The sequence below is a fragment of the Plantactinospora veratri genome (assembly GCF_036421995.1).
GTDB lineage: Bacteria > Actinomycetota > Actinomycetes > Mycobacteriales > Micromonosporaceae > Plantactinospora > Plantactinospora veratri.
On sequence record NZ_JAZGQL010000008.1, the window covers coordinates 409,192 to 430,728 of the forward strand.

General features: G+C 72.7%; 24 protein-coding genes. 10 read left to right on the forward strand and 14 right to left on the reverse strand.

The genetic code is table 11. From position 1 onward, the window contains the following. Positions 1-8: 8 nt before the first annotated feature. Positions 9-353, reverse strand: coding sequence for a TcmI family type II polyketide cyclase (locus V1634_RS14080; protein ID WP_331208228.1), 345 nt, complete (start codon positions 351-353; stop codon positions 9-11). Between the two features lie 592 nt (positions 354-945). On the opposite strand from V1634_RS14080, the gene V1634_RS14085 reads away from it, so the two are divergent. The 4 genes from V1634_RS14085 to V1634_RS14100 all read left to right on the forward strand — a co-directional run bounded on the left by V1634_RS14085 (position 946) and on the right by V1634_RS14100 (position 4,813). After that, complete coding sequence (locus V1634_RS14085) at positions 946-1,719, forward strand: AfsR/SARP family transcriptional regulator (RefSeq protein ID WP_331208400.1); 774 nt, start codon at positions 946-948, stop codon at positions 1,717-1,719. Between the two features lie 336 nt (positions 1,720-2,055). After that, positions 2,056-2,424: a TcmI family type II polyketide cyclase gene (locus tag V1634_RS14090; protein WP_331208229.1), complete on the forward strand. Its 369-nt coding sequence runs from the start codon at positions 2,056-2,058 to the stop codon at positions 2,422-2,424. Positions 2,425-2,432: 8 nt separating this feature from the next. Then, positions 2,433-3,782, forward strand: coding sequence for an FAD-dependent oxidoreductase (locus tag V1634_RS14095; RefSeq protein ID WP_331208230.1), 1,350 nt, complete (start codon positions 2,433-2,435; stop codon positions 3,780-3,782). 107 nt (positions 3,783-3,889) lie between these two features. Further along, the gene (locus V1634_RS14100; protein ID WP_331208231.1) at positions 3,890-4,813 is read left to right on the forward strand and encodes a bifunctional helix-turn-helix transcriptional regulator/GNAT family N-acetyltransferase; all 924 of its coding nucleotides are present in this window, start codon (positions 3,890-3,892) and stop codon (positions 4,811-4,813) included. A gap of 45 nt (positions 4,814-4,858) precedes the next feature. Here the strand turns inward: V1634_RS14100 and V1634_RS14105 are convergent, their stop codons facing one another. Then, positions 4,859-5,863: a LacI family DNA-binding transcriptional regulator gene (locus V1634_RS14105; RefSeq protein WP_331208232.1), complete on the reverse strand. Its 1,005-nt coding sequence runs from the start codon at positions 5,861-5,863 to the stop codon at positions 4,859-4,861. A 340-nt stretch (positions 5,864-6,203) separates the two neighbouring features. On the opposite strand from V1634_RS14105, the gene V1634_RS14110 reads away from it, so the two are divergent. Genes V1634_RS14110 through V1634_RS14125 form a run of 4 tightly spaced genes read left to right on the forward strand, consistent with a single transcriptional unit; the run spans position 6,204 to position 10,065 of the window. Then, on the forward strand, positions 6,204-7,130 hold the full coding sequence (locus V1634_RS14110; protein ID WP_331208233.1) for a DUF6807 domain-containing protein: 927 nt from the start codon (positions 6,204-6,206) through the stop codon (positions 7,128-7,130). Further along, entirely contained in the window at positions 7,127-7,879 is a 753-nt protein-coding gene (locus tag V1634_RS14115) for a cupin domain-containing protein (RefSeq protein WP_331208234.1), read from the forward strand. The genes V1634_RS14110 and V1634_RS14115 overlap by 4 nt, the downstream gene beginning before the upstream one ends. A gap of 33 nt (positions 7,880-7,912) precedes the next feature. Further along, positions 7,913-8,992: a Gfo/Idh/MocA family protein gene (locus tag V1634_RS14120; protein WP_331208235.1), complete on the forward strand. Its 1,080-nt coding sequence runs from the start codon at positions 7,913-7,915 to the stop codon at positions 8,990-8,992. Continuing rightward, positions 8,986-10,065: a DUF6807 domain-containing protein gene (locus V1634_RS14125; protein WP_331208236.1), complete on the forward strand. Its 1,080-nt coding sequence runs from the start codon at positions 8,986-8,988 to the stop codon at positions 10,063-10,065. The genes V1634_RS14120 and V1634_RS14125 overlap by 7 nt, the downstream gene beginning before the upstream one ends. A gap of 24 nt (positions 10,066-10,089) precedes the next feature. Here V1634_RS14125 and V1634_RS14130 read toward each other — a convergent pair whose 3' ends face one another. The 3 genes from V1634_RS14130 to V1634_RS14140 all read right to left on the reverse strand — a co-directional run bounded on the left by V1634_RS14130 (position 10,090) and on the right by V1634_RS14140 (position 12,126). Beyond that, the gene (locus V1634_RS14130; RefSeq protein WP_331208237.1) at positions 10,090-10,563 is read right to left on the reverse strand and encodes a nitroreductase family deazaflavin-dependent oxidoreductase; all 474 of its coding nucleotides are present in this window, start codon (positions 10,561-10,563) and stop codon (positions 10,090-10,092) included. Positions 10,564-10,874: 311 nt separating this feature from the next. Then, positions 10,875-11,486, reverse strand: coding sequence for a dihydrofolate reductase family protein (locus V1634_RS14135; RefSeq protein ID WP_331208238.1), 612 nt, complete (start codon positions 11,484-11,486; stop codon positions 10,875-10,877). A gap of 160 nt (positions 11,487-11,646) precedes the next feature. Continuing rightward, the gene (locus V1634_RS14140; protein ID WP_331208239.1) at positions 11,647-12,126 is read right to left on the reverse strand and encodes a DUF5994 family protein; all 480 of its coding nucleotides are present in this window, start codon (positions 12,124-12,126) and stop codon (positions 11,647-11,649) included. An 890-nt stretch (positions 12,127-13,016) separates the two neighbouring features. Between V1634_RS14140 and V1634_RS14145 the strand changes: the two genes are divergently transcribed. Both V1634_RS14145 and V1634_RS14150 read left to right on the forward strand, forming a co-directional pair. Then, on the forward strand, positions 13,017-13,190 hold the full coding sequence (locus V1634_RS14145; RefSeq protein ID WP_331208240.1) for a hypothetical protein: 174 nt from the start codon (positions 13,017-13,019) through the stop codon (positions 13,188-13,190). A gap of 81 nt (positions 13,191-13,271) precedes the next feature. After that, positions 13,272-13,943 carry a sulfotransferase family protein gene (locus V1634_RS14150; protein WP_331208241.1) on the forward strand — a complete coding sequence of 224 codons (672 nt, stop codon included), beginning with the start codon at positions 13,272-13,274 and terminating at the stop codon, positions 13,941-13,943. Between the two features lie 4 nt (positions 13,944-13,947). On the opposite strand, the gene iolC is transcribed toward V1634_RS14150, so the two are convergent. The 9 genes from iolC to V1634_RS14195 form a co-directional block, all read right to left on the reverse strand. Next, on the reverse strand, positions 13,948-14,904 hold the full coding sequence (iolC, locus tag V1634_RS14155; RefSeq protein WP_331208242.1) for a 5-dehydro-2-deoxygluconokinase: 957 nt from the start codon (positions 14,902-14,904) through the stop codon (positions 13,948-13,950). Between the two features lie 121 nt (positions 14,905-15,025). Next, positions 15,026-15,772 (reverse strand): SAM-dependent methyltransferase, encoded by a 747-nt coding sequence (locus V1634_RS14160; protein WP_331208243.1) that lies wholly within the window; start codon positions 15,770-15,772, stop codon positions 15,026-15,028. A gap of 169 nt (positions 15,773-15,941) precedes the next feature. Further along, positions 15,942-16,373: a VOC family protein gene (locus V1634_RS14165; RefSeq protein WP_331208244.1), complete on the reverse strand. Its 432-nt coding sequence runs from the start codon at positions 16,371-16,373 to the stop codon at positions 15,942-15,944. A 91-nt stretch (positions 16,374-16,464) separates the two neighbouring features. Continuing rightward, the gene (locus tag V1634_RS14170; protein WP_331208245.1) at positions 16,465-17,358 is read right to left on the reverse strand and encodes a 5-oxoprolinase subunit C family protein; all 894 of its coding nucleotides are present in this window, start codon (positions 17,356-17,358) and stop codon (positions 16,465-16,467) included. Continuing rightward, the gene (pxpB, locus tag V1634_RS14175; RefSeq protein WP_331208246.1) at positions 17,355-18,095 is read right to left on the reverse strand and encodes a 5-oxoprolinase subunit PxpB; all 741 of its coding nucleotides are present in this window, start codon (positions 18,093-18,095) and stop codon (positions 17,355-17,357) included. The genes V1634_RS14170 and pxpB overlap by 4 nt, the downstream gene beginning before the upstream one ends. Then, positions 18,092-18,793, reverse strand: a complete 702-nt coding sequence (locus tag V1634_RS14180) for an ABC transporter ATP-binding protein (protein WP_331208247.1) — start codon at positions 18,791-18,793, stop codon at positions 18,092-18,094. Before V1634_RS14180 ends, pxpB begins: the two co-directional genes overlap by 4 nt. Continuing rightward, positions 18,794-19,537, reverse strand: coding sequence for an ABC transporter ATP-binding protein (locus V1634_RS14185; protein WP_331208248.1), 744 nt, complete (start codon positions 19,535-19,537; stop codon positions 18,794-18,796). Next, positions 19,534-20,619, reverse strand: coding sequence for a branched-chain amino acid ABC transporter permease (locus tag V1634_RS14190; protein ID WP_331208249.1), 1,086 nt, complete (start codon positions 20,617-20,619; stop codon positions 19,534-19,536). The genes V1634_RS14185 and V1634_RS14190 overlap by 4 nt, the downstream gene beginning before the upstream one ends. 22 nt (positions 20,620-20,641) lie before the next feature. Beyond that, positions 20,642-21,502, reverse strand: coding sequence for a branched-chain amino acid ABC transporter permease (locus V1634_RS14195; RefSeq protein ID WP_331208250.1), 861 nt, complete (start codon positions 21,500-21,502; stop codon positions 20,642-20,644). Positions 21,503-21,537 lie beyond the last annotated feature (35 nt).

Sequence of the window (21,537 nt, forward strand, 5' to 3'; positions counted from 1 at the left end):
CCCCCCGGTCATCGCCGTACTCCGGCGCGGTCGGTCGGGGCGTCCCAGCGGTAGAAGCAGCGGGCCATCGCGTCCGCCGGCACCCGCCAGGTCGCCAGGTACGGCGTGACGTGCGGGGCGAGCCGCTCGCTGACCCGGACGAACTCGGGGTGCCGGCGGGCGTTCTCCACCGCGGCGGAGCCCGGGCTCTCGGTCTCGATCAGGTGCACGTACAGGTCGTCCAGTCGGTAGAGCGAGCGGTGCCGTACGCCCACCAGCCGGGGCAGGTCGGTCCGGTCCGACTCGGCGAAGATCTGCGCGACCTGCCCCTCGGCGGCCGGTACGACCCTGGCGACGATCAGTGAGCGATCCATGGCGCAGCCTCCCTGGCGGTTCCCGCGCTCCGGTTGGGTGACACCGGCACCCGGTCGCGACAAAGAGCCTCTCCCCCGGCTTCTCCCCCGACTGCGACCTCGTCCGAACGGCTGGTGACCACCCTGCCGATCGGGTGTCAACGGAATGTCACCTGATCGCGTACGACCGCCCCCCGGCGTGGTGACGCTCCGGTGACGGCGTACCGGCACAATGCCCGGTCGCGGGTCGGTGGAAGAGCCCGGCAGCGGCGCCAAGGCGATCGATCGGGTCGGCTTATGCGCAGGTCAGAGCGGTTGTTTAGCGGCCGAACGGCCAGGTCGGATTGTCGACCGGCGGATTGACCGAGCGTAACGGCGATTGATAACCTTCGTCACGCTTTGCGTTGTCGGTCCCCCAGTCGGGGCCCGACGTGCGCAGCGGCGTCGGCATATCGGGGGGCTGGGACGGGGCGGTCCGGGCAGAGCGGACTTCGGGACACGGGTTCCGGGTGCAGGAGGGTGGGCCGTGACTCCTCAGGAGAGCGCGCCACACGACGGGGCGCACCAGGCACCGGCCCATCCGTCCGAGCGCCAGCCCGACCGGGCGGTCCACCTGTTCCTGCTGGACGGGTTCAGCCTGCTGCACGACGGGACGCCGGTGGTCGTACCGCGTGGACTGCAACGGATCATCGCGCTGGTCGGGTTGCGGCCGGGGGCGACCCGGGCGCACCTGGCCGGTCTGCTCTGGCCGGACACTCCGGAGGAGCGGGCGATGTCCTCCCTGCGTACGGCGCTGTGGCGGCTGCGCCAGGAGGGCAGTTGCCCGGTGCTCACCTCCGGCGACACGGTGCGGCTCGACCCGGCGGTACGGCTGGACATCGACGACCTCGTCCGAGCCGCCGAGCGGGTACGCGACGGCGGCGACCCTCGCTGGGCGGCGAGGATCCGTGGCGCCGGACGGCACGACCTGCTCCCCGGCTGGTACGACGAGTGGGTTCTGCTGGAGCGGGAGCGGCTGCGCCAGCTCCGGCTGCACATGCTGGAGGACATCGCCCGGGGTCACCTGCACGCGGGACAGCACGGCGAGGCGTTGCAGGCCGCTCTGGAGGCGGTCCGCGCCGAGCCGCTGCGGGAGACGCCGCACCGCCTGATCGTCGAGATCCACCTCGACGAGGGGAACGCCTACGAGGCGCTCCAGGCCTTCTACGTCTACCGCGACCTGTTGCTGCGCGAGCTGCAACTGGAACCGTCCGAGACGATGTGCGGCCTGCTCAGTGACCTGCTCGCGCCGATCTCCCGGCCGCCGGGGGCGCGCTCCCGGCCGCTGGCGGGGCGCACGGAGTACCCCGGCCGGCCGGCGCTGCCGGCGATGCCGGTGCGGCGCTGATCCGGTCCCCCGCCACTGTCCGGCCGAAGTCGTCGGCAGGATCCGTTCGTGGTCCGACCGCTCCGCGCGTGGTCCATCCGCTCCGTGCGTGGCGCTGCGGTCGGCAGGCTGCCCGAGGCCACCACGGGGGCGTCACCGCGCCGTCACCGGAGGAGCACCGCGACGGCGCCGGCCGGTGACGGTCGGGTGACGTCACCGTCGGCATGGTGATCGGGCCCGACCGGACGGCCGGCAGGTCGTCCGGGCCGCACCGGGTCCGGGCGCCCGCCGGACCCGGTCCGGACGGATCCGGGACGGGCAGCCAGCCGAGCCGTAGCCAGCCAGTGGGGAGACGAGATGAATCGCGTGCTGATCGTGGGCAGGATCGTTCCGGGGACCGAGGAGGAGATCGCCAAGATCTTCGCGGAGTCCGACGACACGGACCTGCACACCGTCACCGGTGTGCGGCACCGCTCGCTCTACCACCTCGACGACCTCTGCCTGCACCTGATGGAGACGGACGACTCCGGGCCGTCCCGGTTGGAGCAGGCGAACCGGCATCCGCTCTTCGTCAGCGTGACGCAGCGGCTCGGGCAGTACATCTCGCCGTACTCGCCGAACTGGCGGTCGCCGCGCGACGCGATGGCCCGGTGCTTCTACCGCTGGGACGGCCCGGGTGCGACGGTCGCGATGCCGCCGGCCAGCCCGGCCGGCCGCCCCAACTAGGGGGTTCGATGCCCGCCAGACCGCTACATGTGATCGTCATCGGTGCCGGTACCGGCGGCATGTGCCTGGCGCACGGCCTTCGGCGGGCCGGCATCAGCGTCGCGGTCTACGAGCGGTACCGCGACCGTGGCGACGGCCTGCTCGGCTACCGGGTCGGGATCAACCCGACCGGGTCCCGGGCGTTGCGCGAGTGCCTGCCGCCGGAACTGTTCACCACGTTCCTCGCCACCTGCGCCCGGCCGCCCGGGTACTTCAACGTGCTCACCGAGCGACTGCACCGGACGGCCTCCTTCGCGCTGCGCCCCGAGGCCGACCCGACCAGCATCGACCAGTCGGTCTCCCGGATGACGCTGCGCCAGGTACTGCTCACCGGCATGGACGACGTGGTGCACTTCGGCAAGACGTTCACGCACTACGCGCAGCACGACGACGGCCGGGTCACCGCGTACTTCGCCGACGGCACCTCGGCCACCGGGGACCTGCTGGTCGCCGCCGACGGCACGCACTCCGCGGTACGCCGGCAGTACCTGCCGCACGCCGAGGTCAGGGACGCCGGCAGCATCAACATCGCCAGCAAGATCCCGCTGACCGAGCAGACCCGCGCCCTGCTCACCGAGGAGATGCACCGGGGCATCTCGCTGATCTTCGGTGCCGGCGGCGTGATGGGCGTACTGCACGTGATGGAGTTCAAGTGGGACCAGCGCGGCTCGGTCAAGCCCGGGGTCGGGGTCACCGACGCCCGGCTGATCGGGCAGTGGCCGGGACTGCTCTTCGACAACACCCGGGACTGCATCAACCTGATCATCTGGAGCGCGGCCAGTCGCTTCCCGTCGGACGTGATGGAGTTGCGCGGCGAGCGCCTCGCCGAGGTCGCCCGGGACCTGACCCGGAACTGGCATCCGAACCTGCGCGAACTGCTGCGGCACAGCGACACCGGCAGCGTCATCCCGATCAAGGTCGCCACCTCGGTACCGGTCGAGCCGTGGCCGGCCAGCAACGTGACCCTGCTCGGCGACGCGATCCACACGATGACGCCGGGCCGGGGGGTGGGCGCCAACACCGCGTTGCGGGACGCCGCGCTGCTGCACCGGCAACTGGTCGCGGCGGCGGCCGGCGCCAAGCCGCTGCTCGGCAGCATCGCGGACTACGAGACGGAGATGATCCGCTACGGCTTCGCCCGGGTCGCCGACTCGCTGCGTACCAACGGCACCAACGGCGACGACCCGATCTACAAGCCGGTGATCGGCCGGCTCGCCATGCTGGCCGCGCGCGGATACTTCAGCGTGACCAGCCGGCTGCCGCCGCTGCGCCGCCGGTTCGTCGACGAGCTCTACAACTATCGCGGCGCGGAGACCTGAGTACCGGCCGGGCCGGAGCTGACCGGCCGTCCGTGCGTTGGCCAGACCTGCCGTGCGACCCGGTCTAAAACCCTTGACAATGGCAAAGGATTTGTTGAAATAGGCAGATGACTTCCCCGCTGGCAGCGCAGGCGGACGCGGTACGCGACTTCAACCGCTTCTACACCAGGATCATCGGCGTGCTCGACGAAGGGGTGGTCCGCACGCCCTTCTCGCTCACCGACGGCAGGGTGATCTACGAGCTGGCCCAGCGCCCGGCCACCGAGGTGCCGGCGCTCCGCCGCGAACTGGGACTGGACCCCGGCTACCTGAGCCGCATCCTGTCCCGGTTCGTCACCGACGGCCTCGTCGAGCGCAGCCAGTCGCCGGTGGACGGGCGCCGGCAGGTGGTCGCGCTGACCGACGCCGGGCGCGCCGCGTACCAGCTGCTCAACGAGCGGACCCAGAACGAGATCGAGAGCCTGCTGACCCGGCTCTCCGGCACGGATCGGGAACGGCTGGTCGAGGCGATGTGCACGATCCGTCGCCTGCTCGGCGGGACGCCGCCGCCCCGGGCGTACCTGCTGCGGCCGGTCGGCCCCGGCGACCTCGGCTGGGTGGTGCACCGGCACGGCGTCCGCTACGCCGAGGAGTACGGCTGGGACATCACCTGCGAGGCCCTGATCGCCCGGATCGTCGCCGATTACGTCGACGGCCGCGACCCCCGCCGCGAGGAGGCCTGGATCGCCGAGCTGGACGGCGCGCCGGTGGGCTCCGTCTTCTGCGTCCGCCGGGACGACGAGGTGGCCCAGTTGCGCCTGCTGCTCGTCGAGCCGGAGGCCCGGGGGCTGGGCATCGGCAGCCGGCTGGTCGACGAGTGCCTGCGCTTCGCCCGCCGGGCCGGCTACCGGGAGATCATGCTCTGGACCAACGACGTACTCGCCGACGCCCGGCGGATCTACGAGAAGGCCGGCTTCGAGCTGCGCGACCAGGCCCCGCACCACAGCTTCGGTCAGGACCTGGTGGAGCAGACCTGGTGGCGGCGACTCTGACCGGGCCTCCCGGTCCCGACCAATCCGCGCCGCCGGTCGGAACGGTCAGGGCAGCGCGGGCGTGCTGTCCCGGATGACCACCTCGGCCCGGATCCGGCGCAGCCGGGGCCGCTCGGCCCGGGGCTGCATCGCGAGTTCCAGGGCGGCGGCGCCGACCTCCTCCAGCGGCAGCCGTACCGTGGTGAGCGACGGTGTGACATCCCGGAGCGTGACGATGTCGTCGAAGCCGGCCACCGCCATTCCGCCGGGCAGCGGCACCCCGTGGTCGCGCAGCGCCGAGATGGCGCCGACCGCCATCACGTCGTTGACCGCGAAGACGCAACTGGCCCGCAGGTCGTGGGCGAGCAGGTCCCGCATGGTGAGGTAACCGCCGTCCCGGGTGAAGTCGCCGTACGCCACCTGCGCCCTGGGCAGCGCGATGCCGGCGTCGGCGAGCCCGGCCTGGAACCCGGCGAGCCGGTCCCGGGCGGTGAGCAGATGCCGCGGCCCGGCGAGTACGGCGAACCGCCGGTGCCCCAGCTCGACCAGCCGCCGGGCGAGCAGCCGGGCCCCGTCCCGGTTCTCCAGCAGCACCGTGTCGATCGGCAGGACGTGCTGGCTGATCAGGGCGACCCGGGCGCCCGCCTCCTCAAGGCTGCGCAACCGTGCCCCGAGCCGCTCCCGCAGCGCCCGGTCGGCGGTCCGGCTGCCGGCCAGGATGACCGCCTGGGGCCGCTGGCCGCGCAGGGTCGCCAGGTAGTCGAGTTCCCGCTCGGCCCGGCCGGTCGTGCTGTACATCGTCACGATGCTGCCGTGCCGCTCGGCGGCGTGCATCACGCCGGCCGCGATGGACGAGAAGAACGGGTCGGCGATGTCGTGCACCAGCAGCCCGACCAGGTTCGTCCGCCCCCGGGCCATCGCCTGGGCCGGCGCGTTCGCCGAGTAGTTCAGCGCGGTGGCGGCGGCGAGCACCCGGTCCATCAGGTCCGCCCGCACCTGGCGGCTGCCGTTGCCGTTGAGCACCCGGGACGCGGTCGCCACCGAGACCCCGGCCTCCTGTGCCACGTCCATCAGCGTGACGGTTCCGGACGATCGTTTGGTCATGGTGGCGGCCCCGAGAAGGTGTCGGTGTGGCGTCCGGGCCGGTGACCCGCCCGGCATCCGCACCCTACCGTCGCCCCGGCCCGACCCGGTCCACAGTGGTGACGGCGCGACCGAACAGCCCCTCCCCCGGTGCGGGGGACCGGTTCCCCGTCACACCACCCGTCCGACGGCGCCGGTCGCAGTGGCCCGCACGGCGACACGACGGCCGAAAGTCTTTCAGATCGTGTTGGATCTTGACGTTGCAGGTGGAAGGCGGTTAGCTCGGGAAAGCGGTTACCGCCACGCCACGAAAGGCACCGTCGCTTCCATGACCTCCGCGGGGAACACCACCGGCCGGATCACCGTCACCCACGAACACGGCCACCAGATCGTCGTCAACGCGGACGGCGTGGACATCGCGACCTACGTGTACGACGCCCCGGTGCCGGCCTTCGAGGCACCCAAGCCCTACCTGCACCCGCTGCGCACGCTCGACGGCGCCCTCGTCTCGGCGTACCGGCCGAACGACCACCGGTGGCACAAGGGCCTCCAGATGACGATCTCGCACCTGTCCGGGCAGAACTTCTGGGGCGGCAACTCGTACGTGCACGGCCAGGGCTACCTCGTACGCGACAACGTAGGCCGGATGCGGCACGACAGCTTCGACCTGGTCGACGTCACCCCGACCGAGCTGACCCTGCGGGAGTCGCTGACCTGGATCACCTCGACCGACGAACACTGGGTCGCCGAGCGACGGCAACTGCGGATCCACGGGGTGAACCCCGCGCGCGGCACCTGGATGCTCGACTTCCGCACCGAACTGCGCAACATCCGGGGCGCGGAGCTGCGGGTCGGCAGTCCGACCACGCACGGCCGGCCGAACGCCGGCTACACGGGATTCTTCTGGCGGGGACCGCGCGGCTGGACCGATGGCGAGATCATCACCGCTGACGGTGGTGGCGGGCCGGAGAGCATGGGCCGGCGATCCCCCTGGCTGGCGTACACCGGGCAGCACGACGAGGTCGACGGCGGCGGCACCGTACTCGTCTTCGCCGGTACCTCCAGCGCGGCCGTACCGATCAAGTGGTTCGTCCGCAACACCCCGTTCCCGGCCGTCAACCCCTCCCCCGCCTTCGACGAGGAGGTGGTGCTCGCGCCCGACGACAGCCTCCGGCTCGCCCACCGGGTGGTCTTCGCCGACCGTGCCTGGCAGCGGACCGAGATCGAGGCGTTCGCCGCGGAACACGCGCCGTGACCGGCGAGGACAGCACGCCACCGCCCTTTCCCGGCGCCGTCGGCATCACCAACCTGCGGGTCTATCCCTGGCAGACCGACGACGGCCTGCACGGCGGCACCCCGCACGTGCACCTCTGCTGCACCGAGTGCTACGTGGTGGTCGGCGGCCGGGGCCGGTTGCAGACCCTGACCCGGCGGGGCTTCGAGGAATCACCGCTGGCCCCCGGCGACGTGCTCTGGTTCACCCCGGGCACCATCCACCGGGCGGTCAACGACGACGGCGCCCTCCAGGTCGTCGTGATCATGCAGAACAGTGGACTGCCGGAGGCCGGCGACGCCGTACTCACGCTGCCGCCGGAACAGCTCGCCGATCCGGCGACGTACCGGCGGGCGGTCTCGCTGACCGGGCCGGACGGCTCCGACCCGCCCACCGCAGCACGGGCCCGGGCCCGCCGCGACCTCGCCATCGAGGGGTTCGCCGAACTCCGCCGCCGGTGCGCGGCCGGGGACACCGCCGCGCTCGACGACTTCTACGCGGCCGCCGCCGCCCTGGTACGCCCACAGCTCGACGCCTGGCAGGAGCGCTGGGAGCAGGGGCCGGCGGCGGCGAGCCGGCAGACCGGGGAACAACTCGACGCGCTGCGGCGCGGCGACCACAGCCACCTCGCCGACGCCACCGTCACCCGGATCGTCCAACCCGAGCAGACGACCCTGGGGATGTGCGGCTTCCTCTCCCCGTACGACCCGCTCCGCGCCCGGCGCGACTGAGTACCCCTGGCACCACCTCGCTAAGGAGCACCTGTGGAACCCATCCGCGCCGCCGTGGTCGGGACCGGGAACATCGCCCGACTGCACGCCGAGGCGCTGCGGCAGCTCGGCGACGAGGTACGCCTCGTCGGCGCCGTCGACACCGACGGCGGCCGGCTGTCGGCGTTCTGCGACCGGTACGACGTACCGGCCCGGCATCCCGACCTGGCCAGCCTGCTGGAGAAGGAGCGGCCCGAGCTGGTGCACGTCTGCACCCCGCCCGGCGCGCACCACGAGCTGGCCCTCGCCTGCCTGCGGGCCGGCGCCAACGTGCTGGTCGAGAAGCCGCCGACGCTGAACCTCGGCGAGCTGGACGAGCTGGTCGAGGCGGAGCGGCGACACGGAGCGGCGCTGGCCACCGTCTTCCAGCACCGGTTCGGCACCGGCGCGCTGCGGCTGCGCGCCCTGCTCGACGCCGGAGTCCTGGGCCGGCCGCTGATGGCGGTCTGCCACACCACCTGGTTCCGCCCGCAGTCCTACTTCGACGTGCAGTGGCGGGGGCGTTGGGACACCGAGGGCGGCGGTCCGACGATGGGGCACGGCATCCACCAGATGGATCTGCTCTGCGCGATCCTCGGCGACTGGACCGAGGTCTCCGCCCTGGCCCGACAGCAGGCCCGGCGGTCCGAGACCGAGGATCTGAGCATGGCCCACGTCAGCTTCGCCAACGGGGCGGTGGCCAGCGTCGTGAACAGCCTGCTGTCGATCCGCGAGGAGAGCTACCTGCGGTTCGACTTCGAGCGGGCCACGGTCGAGCTGACCCACCTGTACGGCTACGGCGACGACGACTGGCGGATCACCCCGGCACCGGAGTACGCCGACGAGGTCCTTGCGGCCTGGCGGACCGGTGCTGCCGGGGTGCGCAGCAGCCACGGGGCGCAGTTCGCCGAGGTGCTCCGGAGCCTGCGGGCCGGCAGTCCGCCACCGGTCACCTCGACGGAGACCCGGCGGACCATGCGACTGGTCGCCGGGGTCTACGCGTCGGCGTTCACCCGCCGGCCGGTCCGCCCGGACGAGCTGGGCGAGGACTCGCCGTTCTACCGGCGGATGCAGGGGGACGGTCCGCGATGGTGAACGGTGGTCCACTGGTGCCGGCCGCGGCAACGCCACCGCCGGCCGTACCCGTGCCGTCGGCCCGTCCGCCGCTGCCCGCCGGGGGCGTCCCGGAGCACGGCGTGGCGGCCGGTGCTGCGGGAAACGGGCTGGCCGTCAGCCACGACGTCGCCCGGTCGGTACGGGTCGGCTGGCGCGGCGCGGAGCTGTTCCACTACGTCTACCGCCCGCAGGAGCCCCGGGAGGAGGCGCCGCGACCCTACTTCCACCCGCTGCGGACCCTCGCCGGCAACGTCGTCAGTCTCTACCGGCCGCACGACCACCTCTGGCACAAGGGACTCTGCTTCGGCATCTCCAACTTCGGGCCGGACAACTTCTGGGGCGGGTCGACCTATCTGCGCGGCCAGGGATACCGCAGGCTCGACAACATCGGGATGGTCGAACACCTCGACTTCCCGGTGCTGCGCTGCGACCCCGACGCCGTACGCCTGGTCGAACGGCTGCGCTGGGTGGCCCGCGACGGCCGGCGGGTCGTCTCGGAACGGCGGCGGCTGGCCGTGGCGGTCTGGGCCAACCAGAGCGCGTGGCGGCTGCGGTTCGAGACCGTACTCCGCAACGACGGCGACACGGTGATCACGATCGGCAGCCCGACCACCCAGGGGCGGGAGAACGCCGGCTACGGCGGACTGCTCTGGCAGGGGCCGCGTTCGTTCCGGGGCGGCCGGGTGGTGACCCCGGCCGGGACCGGCGCGGACGAGCTGATGGGCTGGCGGGGGCCGTGGCTCGGCTTCGTCGGCCGACACGACGGTCTCGGGCCGGCCGAGACCCTCGCGTCGACGCTGGTGTTCCGGGACGATCCGACGAATCCGGGCGCACCCACCCGGTGGTTCGTCCGCACCGAGCCGTACGCCTGCCTCGGCCCGGCCCCGTTCTTCGACCGGGAGTACCCGTTCGCACCCGGCACGGAATTGCACCTCCGCTACGACGTCGTGGTAGCCGACGGCGAACGCGACCCGGCCGGCTGTGCCCGGCTGGCGGACCGGGCCGGCGCGACGGAGCTGCTGACCGACCCGGCCGGGGACGGGTGGTCCTGACGGGGCGCAGGGGGTGCGGGCGGGTCAGCCTCGCGGCGTGAACCGCACGAAGGGAATCCGCCTGCCCACCTCGCGATAGTCCGAGACGCTCCCGTCCACCCCGAACCCCATGATCCGGCACAGCCTTCGCGCGGCTGCCGGGTGACGGGGCGCGTACCTGGCCATGATCTCCGCACCGTCGTCGGCGGGGATCGGCGTGGCGGTCACCTCGATCCTCCGGTTGCCGACCTGGACGGTGGCCGCCGGGGTCTTCATGACGTTCCGGTACCAGTCCGCGCGCGGGCCGAAACCGGAGGCGGCCACGTAGCCGTGCCCATCGTGTTCGACGACCTCGATGACCGCCTGCCGCCAGGTGCCGGAGACCCGGCCGACGTGGCTGAGCAGCATGACCCGATCACCCAGCAGCCGGCCGAGCCGCATCCGGTAGAGCCAGATCGGCAGCCGCCACAACCGGCGGCGCAGTCCGGTCGGCGGGTCCGGCCTCTGAATGATCTCCATGCTCCGGTCCGTTCTGGGGTCGCTGGTCGGATCCGGGACGGTCACGTGACGAACTCGGACAGCCTGCCACGTCGGGCGCTCCCGCACGGCGCCCGGCCCGACTCAGTCCGCCGTGAGCAGCCGGTACCGTGTACCGGTCGGCGAGCAGCTCGGCCGGGGCGGTGTAGCCGGCGGCGTCGTACACCCCGCCACAGATCAGCAGCAGCACCGGACCGCCGCCGCGCACCTCGTGGTACAGCGTCGCCCCCGGTACGTCCAGGGTGCCGGTCTTCGTCGTCTCGTCGTACTCCTTCCGGTGTCCGGATCCGAGGTCAGTTGGCGAGGCGGTAGCGCAGGTGGGCGACCGCCTCGGTGGCCCGGAGCCGGAGCCCTGCCGCGCCGGGGAGGCCGTCGAAGAGCCGGACGCCGCCGCCGAGCAGCACCGGCGCCAGGTCGATGTCGAACTCGTCGACCAGCCCGGCGGCCAGGTACTGCCGGATCAGGTCGGCACCTCCGGAGATCCGGACGTCCCGCTCCCCGGCCGCCGTCCGGGCCTGCGCCAGGGCGCTCTCGATGCCGTCGGTCACGAAGGTGAAGGTGGTGCCGCCCGGACGCACCCAGGGGTCGCGGGCCCGGTTGGTGACCACGAGGACCGGGCAGCGGAACGGCGCCTCCTCGGGCCAGGCGACCTCGCCCTCGTCGAACATCCGCCGGCCCATCACGTTGGCCCCGGTCCGGGCGAAGGTGTTCCGGACCAGGTCGTCGTCGCGGCCGGTCTCGCCGCCCCCGCCGCCGAACCGCAGCCGCTCCCGGAAGGTCGCGGTCCGGTAGACCCATTGGTGGATCCGGGCACCGCCGTCGCCGAGCGGGTTGCCCGGCCCGGCGTTCGGACCGGCAAAATAGCCGTCCAGGGACATGCCCACCGTGAAGAACACTTTGCTCATCGTCGTCTCCGTCCTGTGGAACGTTCTCGTGGACGGACGGAGCCGACGGCCGCCGCTCGACATCGCGATGCGGACGACCGACCGGACAGCCGGGACGGCGACGCCGGTCGTCAGGCGGTGACGGGCTCGATGGGGTACCCGTCGTGGTCCGCGCGGCGGGTCACCGGGCTGGCTGCCCGGTGCTCTCCATTCGGGCACTCCCGTCGGCGGCGATGATGGCCGGTGCCCGCAGGGTGTTGGCCGGGTCGGCCGCCATGGTCATCGCCCGCTCGGCCGCCGCCGCCGTGGTGGAGGGCGGTACGACGAGCAGGTCGATCTGGTCTCCGCCCTCGGTGGTGGCGATCAGCAGGGCGGCGTCCAGCGAGCTGAACCAGCCCGCTCGGACCACGTCGTCGCCGGCCACGAACCGGCGGAACCGCCCGTCCCAGGCGCCACTGTTGAGTACCACGTTGCGGATCCGTCCGTAGCGGGCGGAGAGAGTCACCACAAGTCCGGGGAGTTCGGCCAGCGGATCCCAGGACCGGGGCCACCAGGCACCGTCCAGAACCGCCCCGTTGGCGCGGGCCGGGGGAAGTGACAGGCGGGGCTGCGAGGGCGGCGCCGACGGGATCCTCGTGGCGCGTTGGTCTGCGGTGAGCATGATCAGTGATCCTTCCTGGACCGGGGGGTGGGCGGAGGGGCGTTCGGCCGGTACCCGGACGGTCGTCCCGGCACCGGCCCGGAGTGGCCGGGCGTCTTGCGCGCCCGGCAGACGTGGTGCCGTCGTCCCGCCGCCGGGATGCCGGCGTCGCCGCGCGGTCGCTGCCCCGGCGCGGGTGCGGTTCGACGAAGGTGGCGGGATCCTGGGCCTCGAACCGGGGCCCAGGATCCCGTACCGTCCGGCCCGGGCGGCTGGCGTGCTGCATCCGGGCCGGTGCTGTGGGCCGCCGGTGGTCGGCAGTCGCGATGGCGGGAACTGCCGAGACGGAACGGCCGGCGAGACGGGCTTCCGCCGACGGCTGGCAACGCGCTCAGCGAGTCGACGGACGGTATACGACTCAGGGAGCGGAATCGGTGCCGTTCGGGCGTCCGGTCGGCCACACCGGGCTGGCAGACCCTGTCATCGCTGGACCCTCATCTCGGCGGTGGTACGCGGAGTCCGTAAACCCGTAGCGCCGGGGTCCAAGAACAGTTTCAGTCTAGCCCTGAATCAATTTCCCCTACGCGCACGATGTCGGAATTCCCCGCCCGCCGGAGAACGAGCCGGTGAATTCGGGATTCGCGTCGATCGGGGGTACGCGCCCGGGCGCGGTGTGGTGTGCTCGCCGGAACCGGTGCCCCACCGTCGGCGGATCCGTGCCGCCCGTGGACGCTCCGGCACCGCGTACTGTTTGGGGTTGGCCCGTCGACCGACGCGCGCCCCGACGCGACGGAACGTCGGAGTCGCCACCCAGGCGATCAGGCTGCACGGCAGGCCATCGGCGGGGCCGGCGAGGATCCGGCCAATGACCTACGGCAGCCGACCGGAATCGCGTGCGAGGAGAGGGACCGATGGAAATCGACAAAGTGAAAATCGTCGAATGGCTGCGCAGTCGCGGCCAGGACGTCAGGGCCGACTGGATCGACCGGGAGTTGCCGGGCCGGGTCGACAGCGTCCGGCACGCGGGTCTGCTCGCGACCCTCGGTCTCGATCCCGCCGAGCTGGCCGACCGGCCGGCACCCTGAAATCGCGCGGCGCCGGTTGTTCCGCCCGGCCGGCCGACCCTGTTGACTGGGACCGGACGATAGGGAGAGGGAGGCGGCGAGTTGCGGGTCATCGGGGTGGGCTTCGGGCGTACCGGCACCAGGTCGACGAAGGAGGCGCTGGAACTGCTCGGCTTCGGCCCGTGCCACCACATGGCGGAGTTGTTCGAACATCCGGAGACGATCGGTGACTGGCTACGGGCCGCCCAGGGCGGGCCGGTGGACTGGTCACGGCTGCTCGACGGCTACCACTCCACCGTGGACTGGCCGAGCGTGTACTTCTGGCGAGAGCTGATCGACGTCTACCCCGAGGCGAAGGTGCTGCTGACCGTACGCGACCCGGAACGCTGGTACGACAGCGTCCGCAGCACCATCTACCAGTCCCGGACCCTCGACGTGGAGTCGGCGCCGCCGGGGCTGCGGCAGGCGTTCGAGACCCGTCCGGAGTTGCTGGACCAGCCGAGGCTGACGGAGACGCTGATCTGGCAGGGCACCTTCGGCGGCCGGTTCGAGGACCGGGAGCACGCCCTCAAGGTCTACGCGGAGCACCTCGCGGAGGTGCGGGCCACCGTACCGGCCGACCGGCTCGGCGAGTTCGACGTGGCGCAGGGCTGGGAGCCGCTCTGCGAGTTCCTCGGCGTCGACGTGCCGGCGGAACCCTTCCCGCTGCTGAACACGACGGCCTCGTTCCGGGAGCGGCTCGCGGACCCGGCCGGGCTGCGCGCCGAGCCCTGACCGGTCAGCCGACCGGGTGCCGGGGTCCGGCGAGTATCTCGTCGACCTCGGCGCTGGTCGGCATCGCGGCGGAGCAGGCGAGCCGGGACGCCACGAGCGCGCCGGCCGCGTTGGCGAACCGGACGGTCCGGTCCAGCGGCCACCCGGCGAGCAGCCCGTGGCAGAGCGCCCCGCCGAAGGCGTCCCCGGCGCCGAGTCCGTTCACCACCTCGATCGGCACCGGCGGTACCTCCACCACCTCGTCGGCGGTCCGGGCGAGCACACCGGCCGGTCCCCGCTTCACCACCGCCAGCCGTACGCCCCGGGCCAGCAGCGCCTCGGCCGCGGCGTGCGGCTCCCGCTCCCCCACGGCGGTGCGGCACTCGTCGAGGTTGCCGACCGCGACGGTGGCGTACCGCAGCGCCGACTCGTACGCCGCCCGGGCCTCCTCCCGGGAGGACCAGAAACCCGGCCGGTAGTCCAGGTCGAAGACGGTGTTCGCGGCCCGCCCCCGGGCGCCGAGGGCGGCGAAGTGCGCGTCCCGGCTCGGCAGCTCGCAGAGGCCGGTGCCGGTGAACCAGAAGACCCCGGCCGCCCGGATCGCGGGCAGGTCCAGTTCCTCCGGGCGGATCTCCAGGTCCGGCGCCTTCGGGTAGCGGTAGAAGTAGATCGGGAAATCGTCGGGCGGGAAGATCTCGCAGAAGGTGACCGGGGTCGGCAGCCCGGCGACCGGGCTCACCCAGCGGTCGTCCACCCCGAAGTCGCGCAGCGCGCGGTGCACGTATTCGCCGAAGGGGTCGGCACCGGTCCGGGTGACCAGGGCCACCCGCCGGCCGTGCCGGGCCGCCGCCACCGCGACGTTGGTGGCGCTGCCGCCGAGAAACTTTCCGAACGTCTCGACGTCGGGCAGCCGGGCGTTGGTCTGGAGTGGATAGATGTCCACCCCCACCCGCCCCATGCTGACCACCTCGAACGAGGTCACCGAATCATGTAACCCCGGTACGTACCGGACGGTCAATATCTGTCGTACCCGCAACGGTGCCCGGGCGTGGCGCCCGACCGACGGGCCGTGCCCCGCCGAGCGGAGCACGGCCCGCCCGGACTCAGCGGTCGACCAGCACGAAGACGCCCCAGCCGAGGTACTCCCGCAGGTAGCTGACGTGCTGGACGGGCGCCGTGTCGAGTTCCGCGCGCAGTTCGGCGTGCAGTTCGTCGTCCGGGTTCTCGTCGAGCCAGCGCCGGAGGTTGAGCCACTGCGCCGCGACGTAGCGATCCCAGCCGTCCTGGTCGGCGAGGACCATCTCCACCACGTCGGCACCGAGCGCGGCGAACCGTTCGACCGTCTCGGGCAGCGACAGGAAGTCGTCCCGACTGGTCGCGTGGCAGGCCTCGACGCAGGCCTGGTCGACCGGCTCGCGCCGCCAGTACGGCTCGCCGATCAGCATCATCCCGCCGGGGCGGAGACTGCGCCGCAGGAGTGCGACCGTGCCGGCTACCCCACCGCCGATCCAGGTCGCGCCGACGCAGGCGGCGACGTCGACCGGGGTGTCGGCGACGTACCCGGACGCGTCGCCGTGCACGAACCCGACCCGGTCGGCGACGCCGAGTTCGGCGGCCCGGGTCTCGGCCCGGCCGAGAAACACCGTGCTGATGTCCACCCCGGTGCCGACGACGCCGTGGTCGCGGGCCCAGGTGCAGAGCATCTCGCCCGAGCCGCAGGCGAGGTCGAGCAGCCGGGCGCCGGGCGGGAGTCGCAGTGCCGCACCCAGGGTGGCGAGCTTGCGGCTGTCGAACGGGTTGTGGATGCGGTGGCTGCTCTCCCGGATGGTGAAGCTACGTGGTAGGTCCACTTCTGAGTTTCCTAACGTGTGAAGAGGTCATGGGGGTTGGTGCGGTCGTCCCGGAGTTGGTGGTCGGGGCGGGCTGGACCCTCATGAAATGCACCTCTTCACACGTAGGCATCGCACGGACGCGGCAGACGCTAGGCCGGTGGCGGCACGCCGTCCAGCGGTTTACGCCTCACTTGGCGAAGATCTGGGACTCGTCCCGGAACGCCTTGAACTCCAGGGCGTTGCCGGCCGGATCGCGGAAGAACATCGTCCACTGCTCGCCCGGCTCGCCCGCGAACCGCAGGTACGGCTCGATCACGAACTCGGCACCGGCGGCCCGGATCCGGTCCGCGAGGGCGTGGAAGTCGTCGATCGGGAGGATGAGCCCGAAGTGCGGCACCGGTACGTCGTGCCCGTCCACCGGGTTGCGTCCCGCGTCGGCCTGCCGGGCCGCCGGTACGACGTGCGTCACCACCTGGTGGCCGTAGAAGTCCCAGTCGACCCACGCCTGCGCGGACCGTCCCTCGGCGAGGCCGAGCACCCCGCCGTAGAAGGCGCGGGCCCGCGCCAGGTCGTCGACCGGGATCGCCAGGTGGAAGCCGGGACGGGTGGCCACGGTCATCGTCTGCTCCTCTCCGCCGGGGCGCGCCCGGCCTCTCCCACCATCCAAGCATGATCGTTTCTGCGGGGCCGAGGTAAGGGGTGGCGCCCTCCTACGGCTGTTCCGACGGGCGGCGGCCGGGCTCGACGACCCGGAACCGTACCGGCTTGCCGGGGGCGGCCTGGGCGACCTGCGGGAGGTCGTCCGGGTGCAGTACCCCGATCACCGGGTAGCCGCCCATGGTCGGATGGTCGGCCAGGAAGATCACCGGCGAGCCGGCCGAGGGTACCTGCACCGCGCCGAGCACCACCCCCTCGCTGCGCAGCTCCCCGCCGATCCGACGGGGTAGCGCCGGCCCTTCGAGGCGTACGCCTATCCGGTTGCTCAGCGTGGAGACCCGGTAACGCTCGCTGCCGAGGATGCGTACCGCGTCGTCGGTGAACCAGTCCGCTCGGGGGCCGAGCAGGACCCGCAGGGTCAACTCCTCGGCGAGGGTCCCGGTCGGGGCGACATCGACCGGGGCGGGCGGCCCGGGCGGCTCGCCGAGCGGCAGCCGGTCCCCGGCGGCCAGCGGCGCGGGGCCGAGCCCGGAGAGCAGGTCGGTCGAGCGGCTGCCGAGGACCGGCGGTACCGCGATCCCACCGGCGAAGGCGAGATAGCAGCGCAGGCCGCGCCGGGCGGCGCGAACCTCGACGCGGGCCCCGGCCGGCACCGAGACCGGCGCCGACCAGCTCGCCGGCCGGCCGTCCACGGTGACCGGCGCCCAGGCTCCGGTCACCGCGACGGTGCCGGCCCGGCCGAGTCGCACGGAGACGCCGGTGACGGTGGTCTCGATCGTCGCCGCCTCGGGCGGGTTGCCGACCAGCCGGTTCGCCAGCAGGTGCGCCGGCAGGTCGAGGGCGCCGGAGCGGGGTACCCCGAGATGCGCGTGCCCGGGTCGGCCGAGGTCCTGCACGGTGCTGAGCACGCCGGACCTGACCACCTCGACGAAGCGGCCCTCGGTCATGCCGGCGCCTCGCCGCGCCCGGCGCCGTGCCGCGCCCGCACACCGCCCCGGCCGGTCCGCCCGCCCCGCCCGCCGGCGGCGTCGGTGTCGACGGCGTCGACGTCCCGGAACCGGACCCGGGCGCCCGGGGTGAGCAGCGCGACCGGGTCCCGGTCCGGGTCGAAGAGGACCAGGTCGGTGCTGCCGAGCAGTTGCCAGCCGCCGGGCGAGTCCCGGGGATAGATCCCGGCGTAGCCACCGGCCAGTGCGACCGAGCCGGCCGGCACCCGGGTCCGCGGCACCGCACGCCGGGGCAGGTGGTAGCGCTCCGGCAGGCCGGTCAGGTAACCGAAGCCGGGGGCGAAGCCGCAGAACGCGACCCGGTATTCCGGTGCGCTGTGGATCCGCCCCACCTCCTCCTCGGCGACTCCCCAGTGCCGGGCCACCTCGGCCAGGTCGGCGCCGTCGTACCGGACCGGTATCTCGACCAGCGGCCCGTCCGGCGGGCGGGCCCTGCCCGGTCGCCAGCCGGCGAGCCGCCGGGTCAGCTCCGCCGGATCGTCCAGCCCGTCGACGAGCACGGTGAGTTCTCCGGGTACGACGTCCTGCACGCCGGCCAGTTCACCCCGGTCCCGCCACCGGTGCAGCTGTGCCACCAGCGCGGCGGTCTGCGCCGGCTCGGTCACCTCGACCAGGAGTGCGCGCAGCCCCACCGGAATGATCCGCACCGTCGCGTCCGCCCCGTCGTACCGGCTCACAGCCCGAGGTACGAGCGGCGTACCTCGTCGGAGGCGGCCAGCTCGTCGGCCGGGCCGGCCATCACCACCTCGCCGGTCTGCAACACGTACGCCCGGTCGGCCAGTTCCAGCGCGGCCCGCAGGTTCTGCTCGACCAGCAGCATGGTGGTGCCGTCGCGGCGGATCTCGGCCAGCACCTCGAAGATCATCTTGGTGAACTTCGGTGAGATGCCGAGCGAGGGCTCGTCCAGCATCAGCAGCTTCGGCCGGCTCATCAACGCCCGGCCGAGCGCCACCATCTGCTGCTCGCCGCCGGAGAGCGTGCCGGCGCGCTGGCCGGACCGCTCGGCGAGGACCGGGAAGAGTTCGTAGACCCGGGTCAGGTCCGCCTCCCGCTCTGTCGCGCTGCGGTGGTAGCCGCCGAGCAGCAGGTTCTGCAACACCGTCTGGTGGCCGAAGAGCCGCCGCCCCTCCGGCACCAGCACCGCGCCCCGGCGCGCGATCCGGTACGCCGGCAGCCCGCTCACGTCCTCGTCCAGGAAGGTCACGCTGCCGCGTACCGGTCGGTGCAGCCCGGAGACCGCCGCCAGCAGGGTGCTCTTGCCGGCCCCGTTCGCGCCGACCAGCGCCACCAGTTCGCCCGCCTCGACCCGCAGGTCGACGCCGCGCAGCGCGACGACCCCGGCGTAGTCCACGTGCAGATCCCGTACGGTCAGCATCTACAGCGCCTTCCCCAGGTACGCCTCGACCACCGTCGGGTCGTGCGCGACCTGCTCCGGGGTACCCTCGCTGATCTTCTGCCCGTAGTGCAGCACCACCACCCGGTGGCAGAGCGGCATGATGACCTCCATTACGTGTTCCACCATCAGGATGGTGACGCCGCCCCGGTTGATGCTCCGGACGATCTCGACCGCCTCGCGCGCCTCGGTCGGGGTCAGCCCGGAGAGCACCTCGTCGAGGAGGAGCAGCTTCGGCTCGGTGGCCAGCGCCCGCCCCATCTCCAGCCGCTTCTTCCACGCGGCGGTGAGCGACCCGGCCGGCGAGTCGAGCACCGGGCCGAGCCCGGTCAGCTCGGCGACCTCGCCGGCCCGGCGCCGGGCGTCCCGCAGTCGGGGATGCCGGGCGAACGCTGCCGTGGTGAGGTTGTCCAGCACGCTCATCGAGCCGAACACCCGCATCAACTGGAAGGTCCGTCCCACCCCGGCCCGGGCCGCGCGGTGCGGTGCCCAGCCGGTGACGTCCCGGCCGTCGAACTCCAACCGGCCGGAGGTGGGCCGCTGGGCGCCGGCCACCATCGAGAAGAGCGTGCTCTTGCCGGCGCCGTTCGGCCCGATCAGCCCGACGATCGCCCCCTGCGCCACGTCGAAGCTGACGTCGCGGTTGGCCCAGAGGCCGCCGAACCGGCAGGAGAGGTTGTCGATCCTCAGCAGCGTCCCGGTCCTGGCCTCCTCGCGCGCGGTCATGCCTTCACCTCAGCAGATCCGGCCGGTTCCGAACCGGCTTTTCCGGCAGGCTTGCGGGACAGCCGCCGGGCGACCGGCGCCCAGAGCCGCTGCCCGATGGCGAGCAGGCCGCCCGGCTCGGTGATCGAGACGAGCACGATCAGCGCGCCGTAGAGCAGCAGGTCGATCGAGCGGCCGCTGCCGGAGAACTCCTGCCGGGTGACGTCCTGGACGAAGACCAGCACCCAGGCGCCGAGCAGCGGCCCCCAGAACCGGCCGACCCCGCCGAGCACCGCCATCAGGGTGAACGACACCGACAGGTCCAGGCCGAGCCCGGAGGGCGGGTCGACGAAGAGCACGTACATCACGTAGTAGCCGCCGGCCAGCGCGGTGATCGCGCCGGAGAGCGCGGCGGCGGCGAGCTTGTAGCGGTGTACGTCGATTCCGACCGCCGCCGCGGCCTCCTGGTCGTCCCGGATCGCCCGTACGTAGTTGCCGGCCCGGCCGCGCAGGAAGAGCCAGACCGCCAGCGCGGCGAGGCAGAAGAAGCCGAGCGCCACGTAGTAGTACGGTCGCTTGTCCAGCAGCGAGAACTGGAGGTTGGCCAGCGAGGGCTCGACCACCGGCAGCTCCCAGCCGTTCGCCTGGCCGAGCCCGGGCAGGTTGGTGACCAGGATGAAGACGATCTCGGCGACCGCGATCGTGGCGATGGAGTAGTAGTGGTGCCGCAGCCGGAAGCAGGGCCAGCCGACGGCGGCGGCGAGCAGCGCGGCCAGCGGCAGCGACAGCGCGATCGCCAGCCACGGCGACCAGCCCTGCCGGACCAGCAGCGCGGTGGTGTAGGCGCCGGTGCCGAAGTAGAGCGCGTGCCCGAAGGAGATCTGCCCGGTGTAGCCGCCGAGCAGGTTCCAGCCGGTCGCCGCGATCCCGAAGGTCAGCGCCAGGATGCCGATGTTGTGTGCCGCCGAGTCCGCGAAGACCAGCGGGTACCCGGCCAGCACCGCCAGGATCAGCCCGGCGGTCCCCCAGGCCGGCAGCCGCCGGGCCGGTGGGGTGCCGAGCCGGGCGGGTGCCGGCTGGCGCAGTACGGTCGGGGCGCTCATCGTCCCCCCTCGATCGGGTTGGTCATCTCGTCCCCAGCAGTCCCTGCGGCCGTACCAGCACGACCACCAGGTAGAGGGCCAGCGCGGCGGCCAGGGTGTAGCTCGGGGCGTACAGCCCGACGACACCCTGGGCGACGCCGACGAGCAGGCCGGCCAGGGCCGCCCCGGTGATGCTGCCGAAGCCGCCGAAGGCGACCACCACGAAGGCCATCAGCACGAAGCTCACCCCGGCGGTCGGCGAGGCGGAGTAGGAGTTCATCAGCAGCGCTCCGGCGACGCCGGTGGCCAGGCCGGCGATCACCCAGCAGAGCGCGTACATCTTGCGGGGGTCGATGCCCATCAGCGACGCCGCCGCAGGGTCCTCCCCGGCGGCCCGTACGGCGCCGCCGAGCCGGGTCCGGTTCATGAAGTACGCGACCGCGCCGGTGGCGAGCAGCGCGCCGACGGCCATGATGACCTGCGGTCCGCCGATCACCACCGGGCCGATCTCCCAGCGCAGCCCGGCGGCCCAGGGCCGGGGTACGGTCCGGGTGTTCGGGGTCCAGAGGAACTGGGCCAGCCCGCGCAGGAAGACCTGTAGTCCGAAGGTGACGATCACCTGGGCCAGCGGGGACTTGCCGAGCACCCGGCCGACCGCGCCGAAGTACATCAGCGCGCCGGTGAGCGCGATCGACACCCCGGCGAGCGGGATGGAGAGCAGCGGGTCGAGGCCGAGCAGCGACCAGGCGAAGAACGAGGCGTACATGCCGAGCATGACCATCTCGCCGTGCGCGAAGTTGATCACGTCCATCACGCCGTAGATGAGGGTCAGGCCGACCGCGACCAGTGCGAAGACCGCGCCGATGAGCAGCCCGTTGACCACGGACTGGAGCAGGTCGGTCATGGCGCGGCCCCCCTCGGGTGCCCGCCGGTCCGCCG

What these genes read in the sequence shown, in the direction of transcription:
- V1634_RS14080 (WP_331208228.1), bottom strand. Translation starts at nt 353, where the DNA reads ATGGATCGCTCACTGATCGTCGCCAGGGTCGTACCGGCCGCCGAGGGG.
- V1634_RS14090 (WP_331208229.1), top strand. Translation starts at nt 2,056, where the DNA reads ATGAATCGCGTGCTGATCGTGGGCAGGATCGTTCCGGGGACCGAGGAG.
- V1634_RS14095 (WP_331208230.1), top strand. Translation starts at nt 2,433, where the DNA reads ATGCCCGCCAGACCGCTACATGTGATCGTCATCGGTGCCGGTACCGGC.
- V1634_RS14100 (WP_331208231.1), top strand. Translation starts at nt 3,890, where the DNA reads ATGACTTCCCCGCTGGCAGCGCAGGCGGACGCGGTACGCGACTTCAAC.
- V1634_RS14105 (WP_331208232.1), bottom strand. Translation starts at nt 5,863, where the DNA reads ATGGACGTGGCACAGGAGGCCGGGGTCTCGGTGGCGACCGCGTCCCGG.
- V1634_RS14110 (WP_331208233.1), top strand. Translation starts at nt 6,204, where the DNA reads ATGACCTCCGCGGGGAACACCACCGGCCGGATCACCGTCACCCACGAA.
- V1634_RS14125 (WP_331208236.1), top strand. Translation starts at nt 8,986, where the DNA reads ATGGTGAACGGTGGTCCACTGGTGCCGGCCGCGGCAACGCCACCGCCG.
- V1634_RS14130 (WP_331208237.1), bottom strand. Translation starts at nt 10,563, where the DNA reads ATGGAGATCATTCAGAGGCCGGACCCGCCGACCGGACTGCGCCGCCGG.
- V1634_RS14135 (WP_331208238.1), bottom strand. Translation starts at nt 11,486, where the DNA reads ATGAGCAAAGTGTTCTTCACGGTGGGCATGTCCCTGGACGGCTATTTT.
- V1634_RS14140 (WP_331208239.1), bottom strand. Translation starts at nt 12,126, where the DNA reads ATGCTCACCGCAGACCAACGCGCCACGAGGATCCCGTCGGCGCCGCCC.
- V1634_RS14145 (WP_331208240.1), top strand. Translation starts at nt 13,017, where the DNA reads ATGGAAATCGACAAAGTGAAAATCGTCGAATGGCTGCGCAGTCGCGGC.
- V1634_RS14165 (WP_331208244.1), bottom strand. Translation starts at nt 16,373, where the DNA reads ATGACCGTGGCCACCCGTCCCGGCTTCCACCTGGCGATCCCGGTCGAC.
- V1634_RS14170 (WP_331208245.1), bottom strand. Translation starts at nt 17,358, where the DNA reads ATGACCGAGGGCCGCTTCGTCGAGGTGGTCAGGTCCGGCGTGCTCAGC.
- V1634_RS14180 (WP_331208247.1), bottom strand. Translation starts at nt 18,793, where the DNA reads ATGCTGACCGTACGGGATCTGCACGTGGACTACGCCGGGGTCGTCGCG.
- V1634_RS14185 (WP_331208248.1), bottom strand. Translation starts at nt 19,537, where the DNA reads ATGACCGCGCGCGAGGAGGCCAGGACCGGGACGCTGCTGAGGATCGAC.
- V1634_RS14190 (WP_331208249.1), bottom strand. Translation starts at nt 20,619, where the DNA reads ATGAGCGCCCCGACCGTACTGCGCCAGCCGGCACCCGCCCGGCTCGGC.
- V1634_RS14195 (WP_331208250.1), bottom strand. Translation starts at nt 21,502, where the DNA reads ATGACCGACCTGCTCCAGTCCGTGGTCAACGGGCTGCTCATCGGCGCG.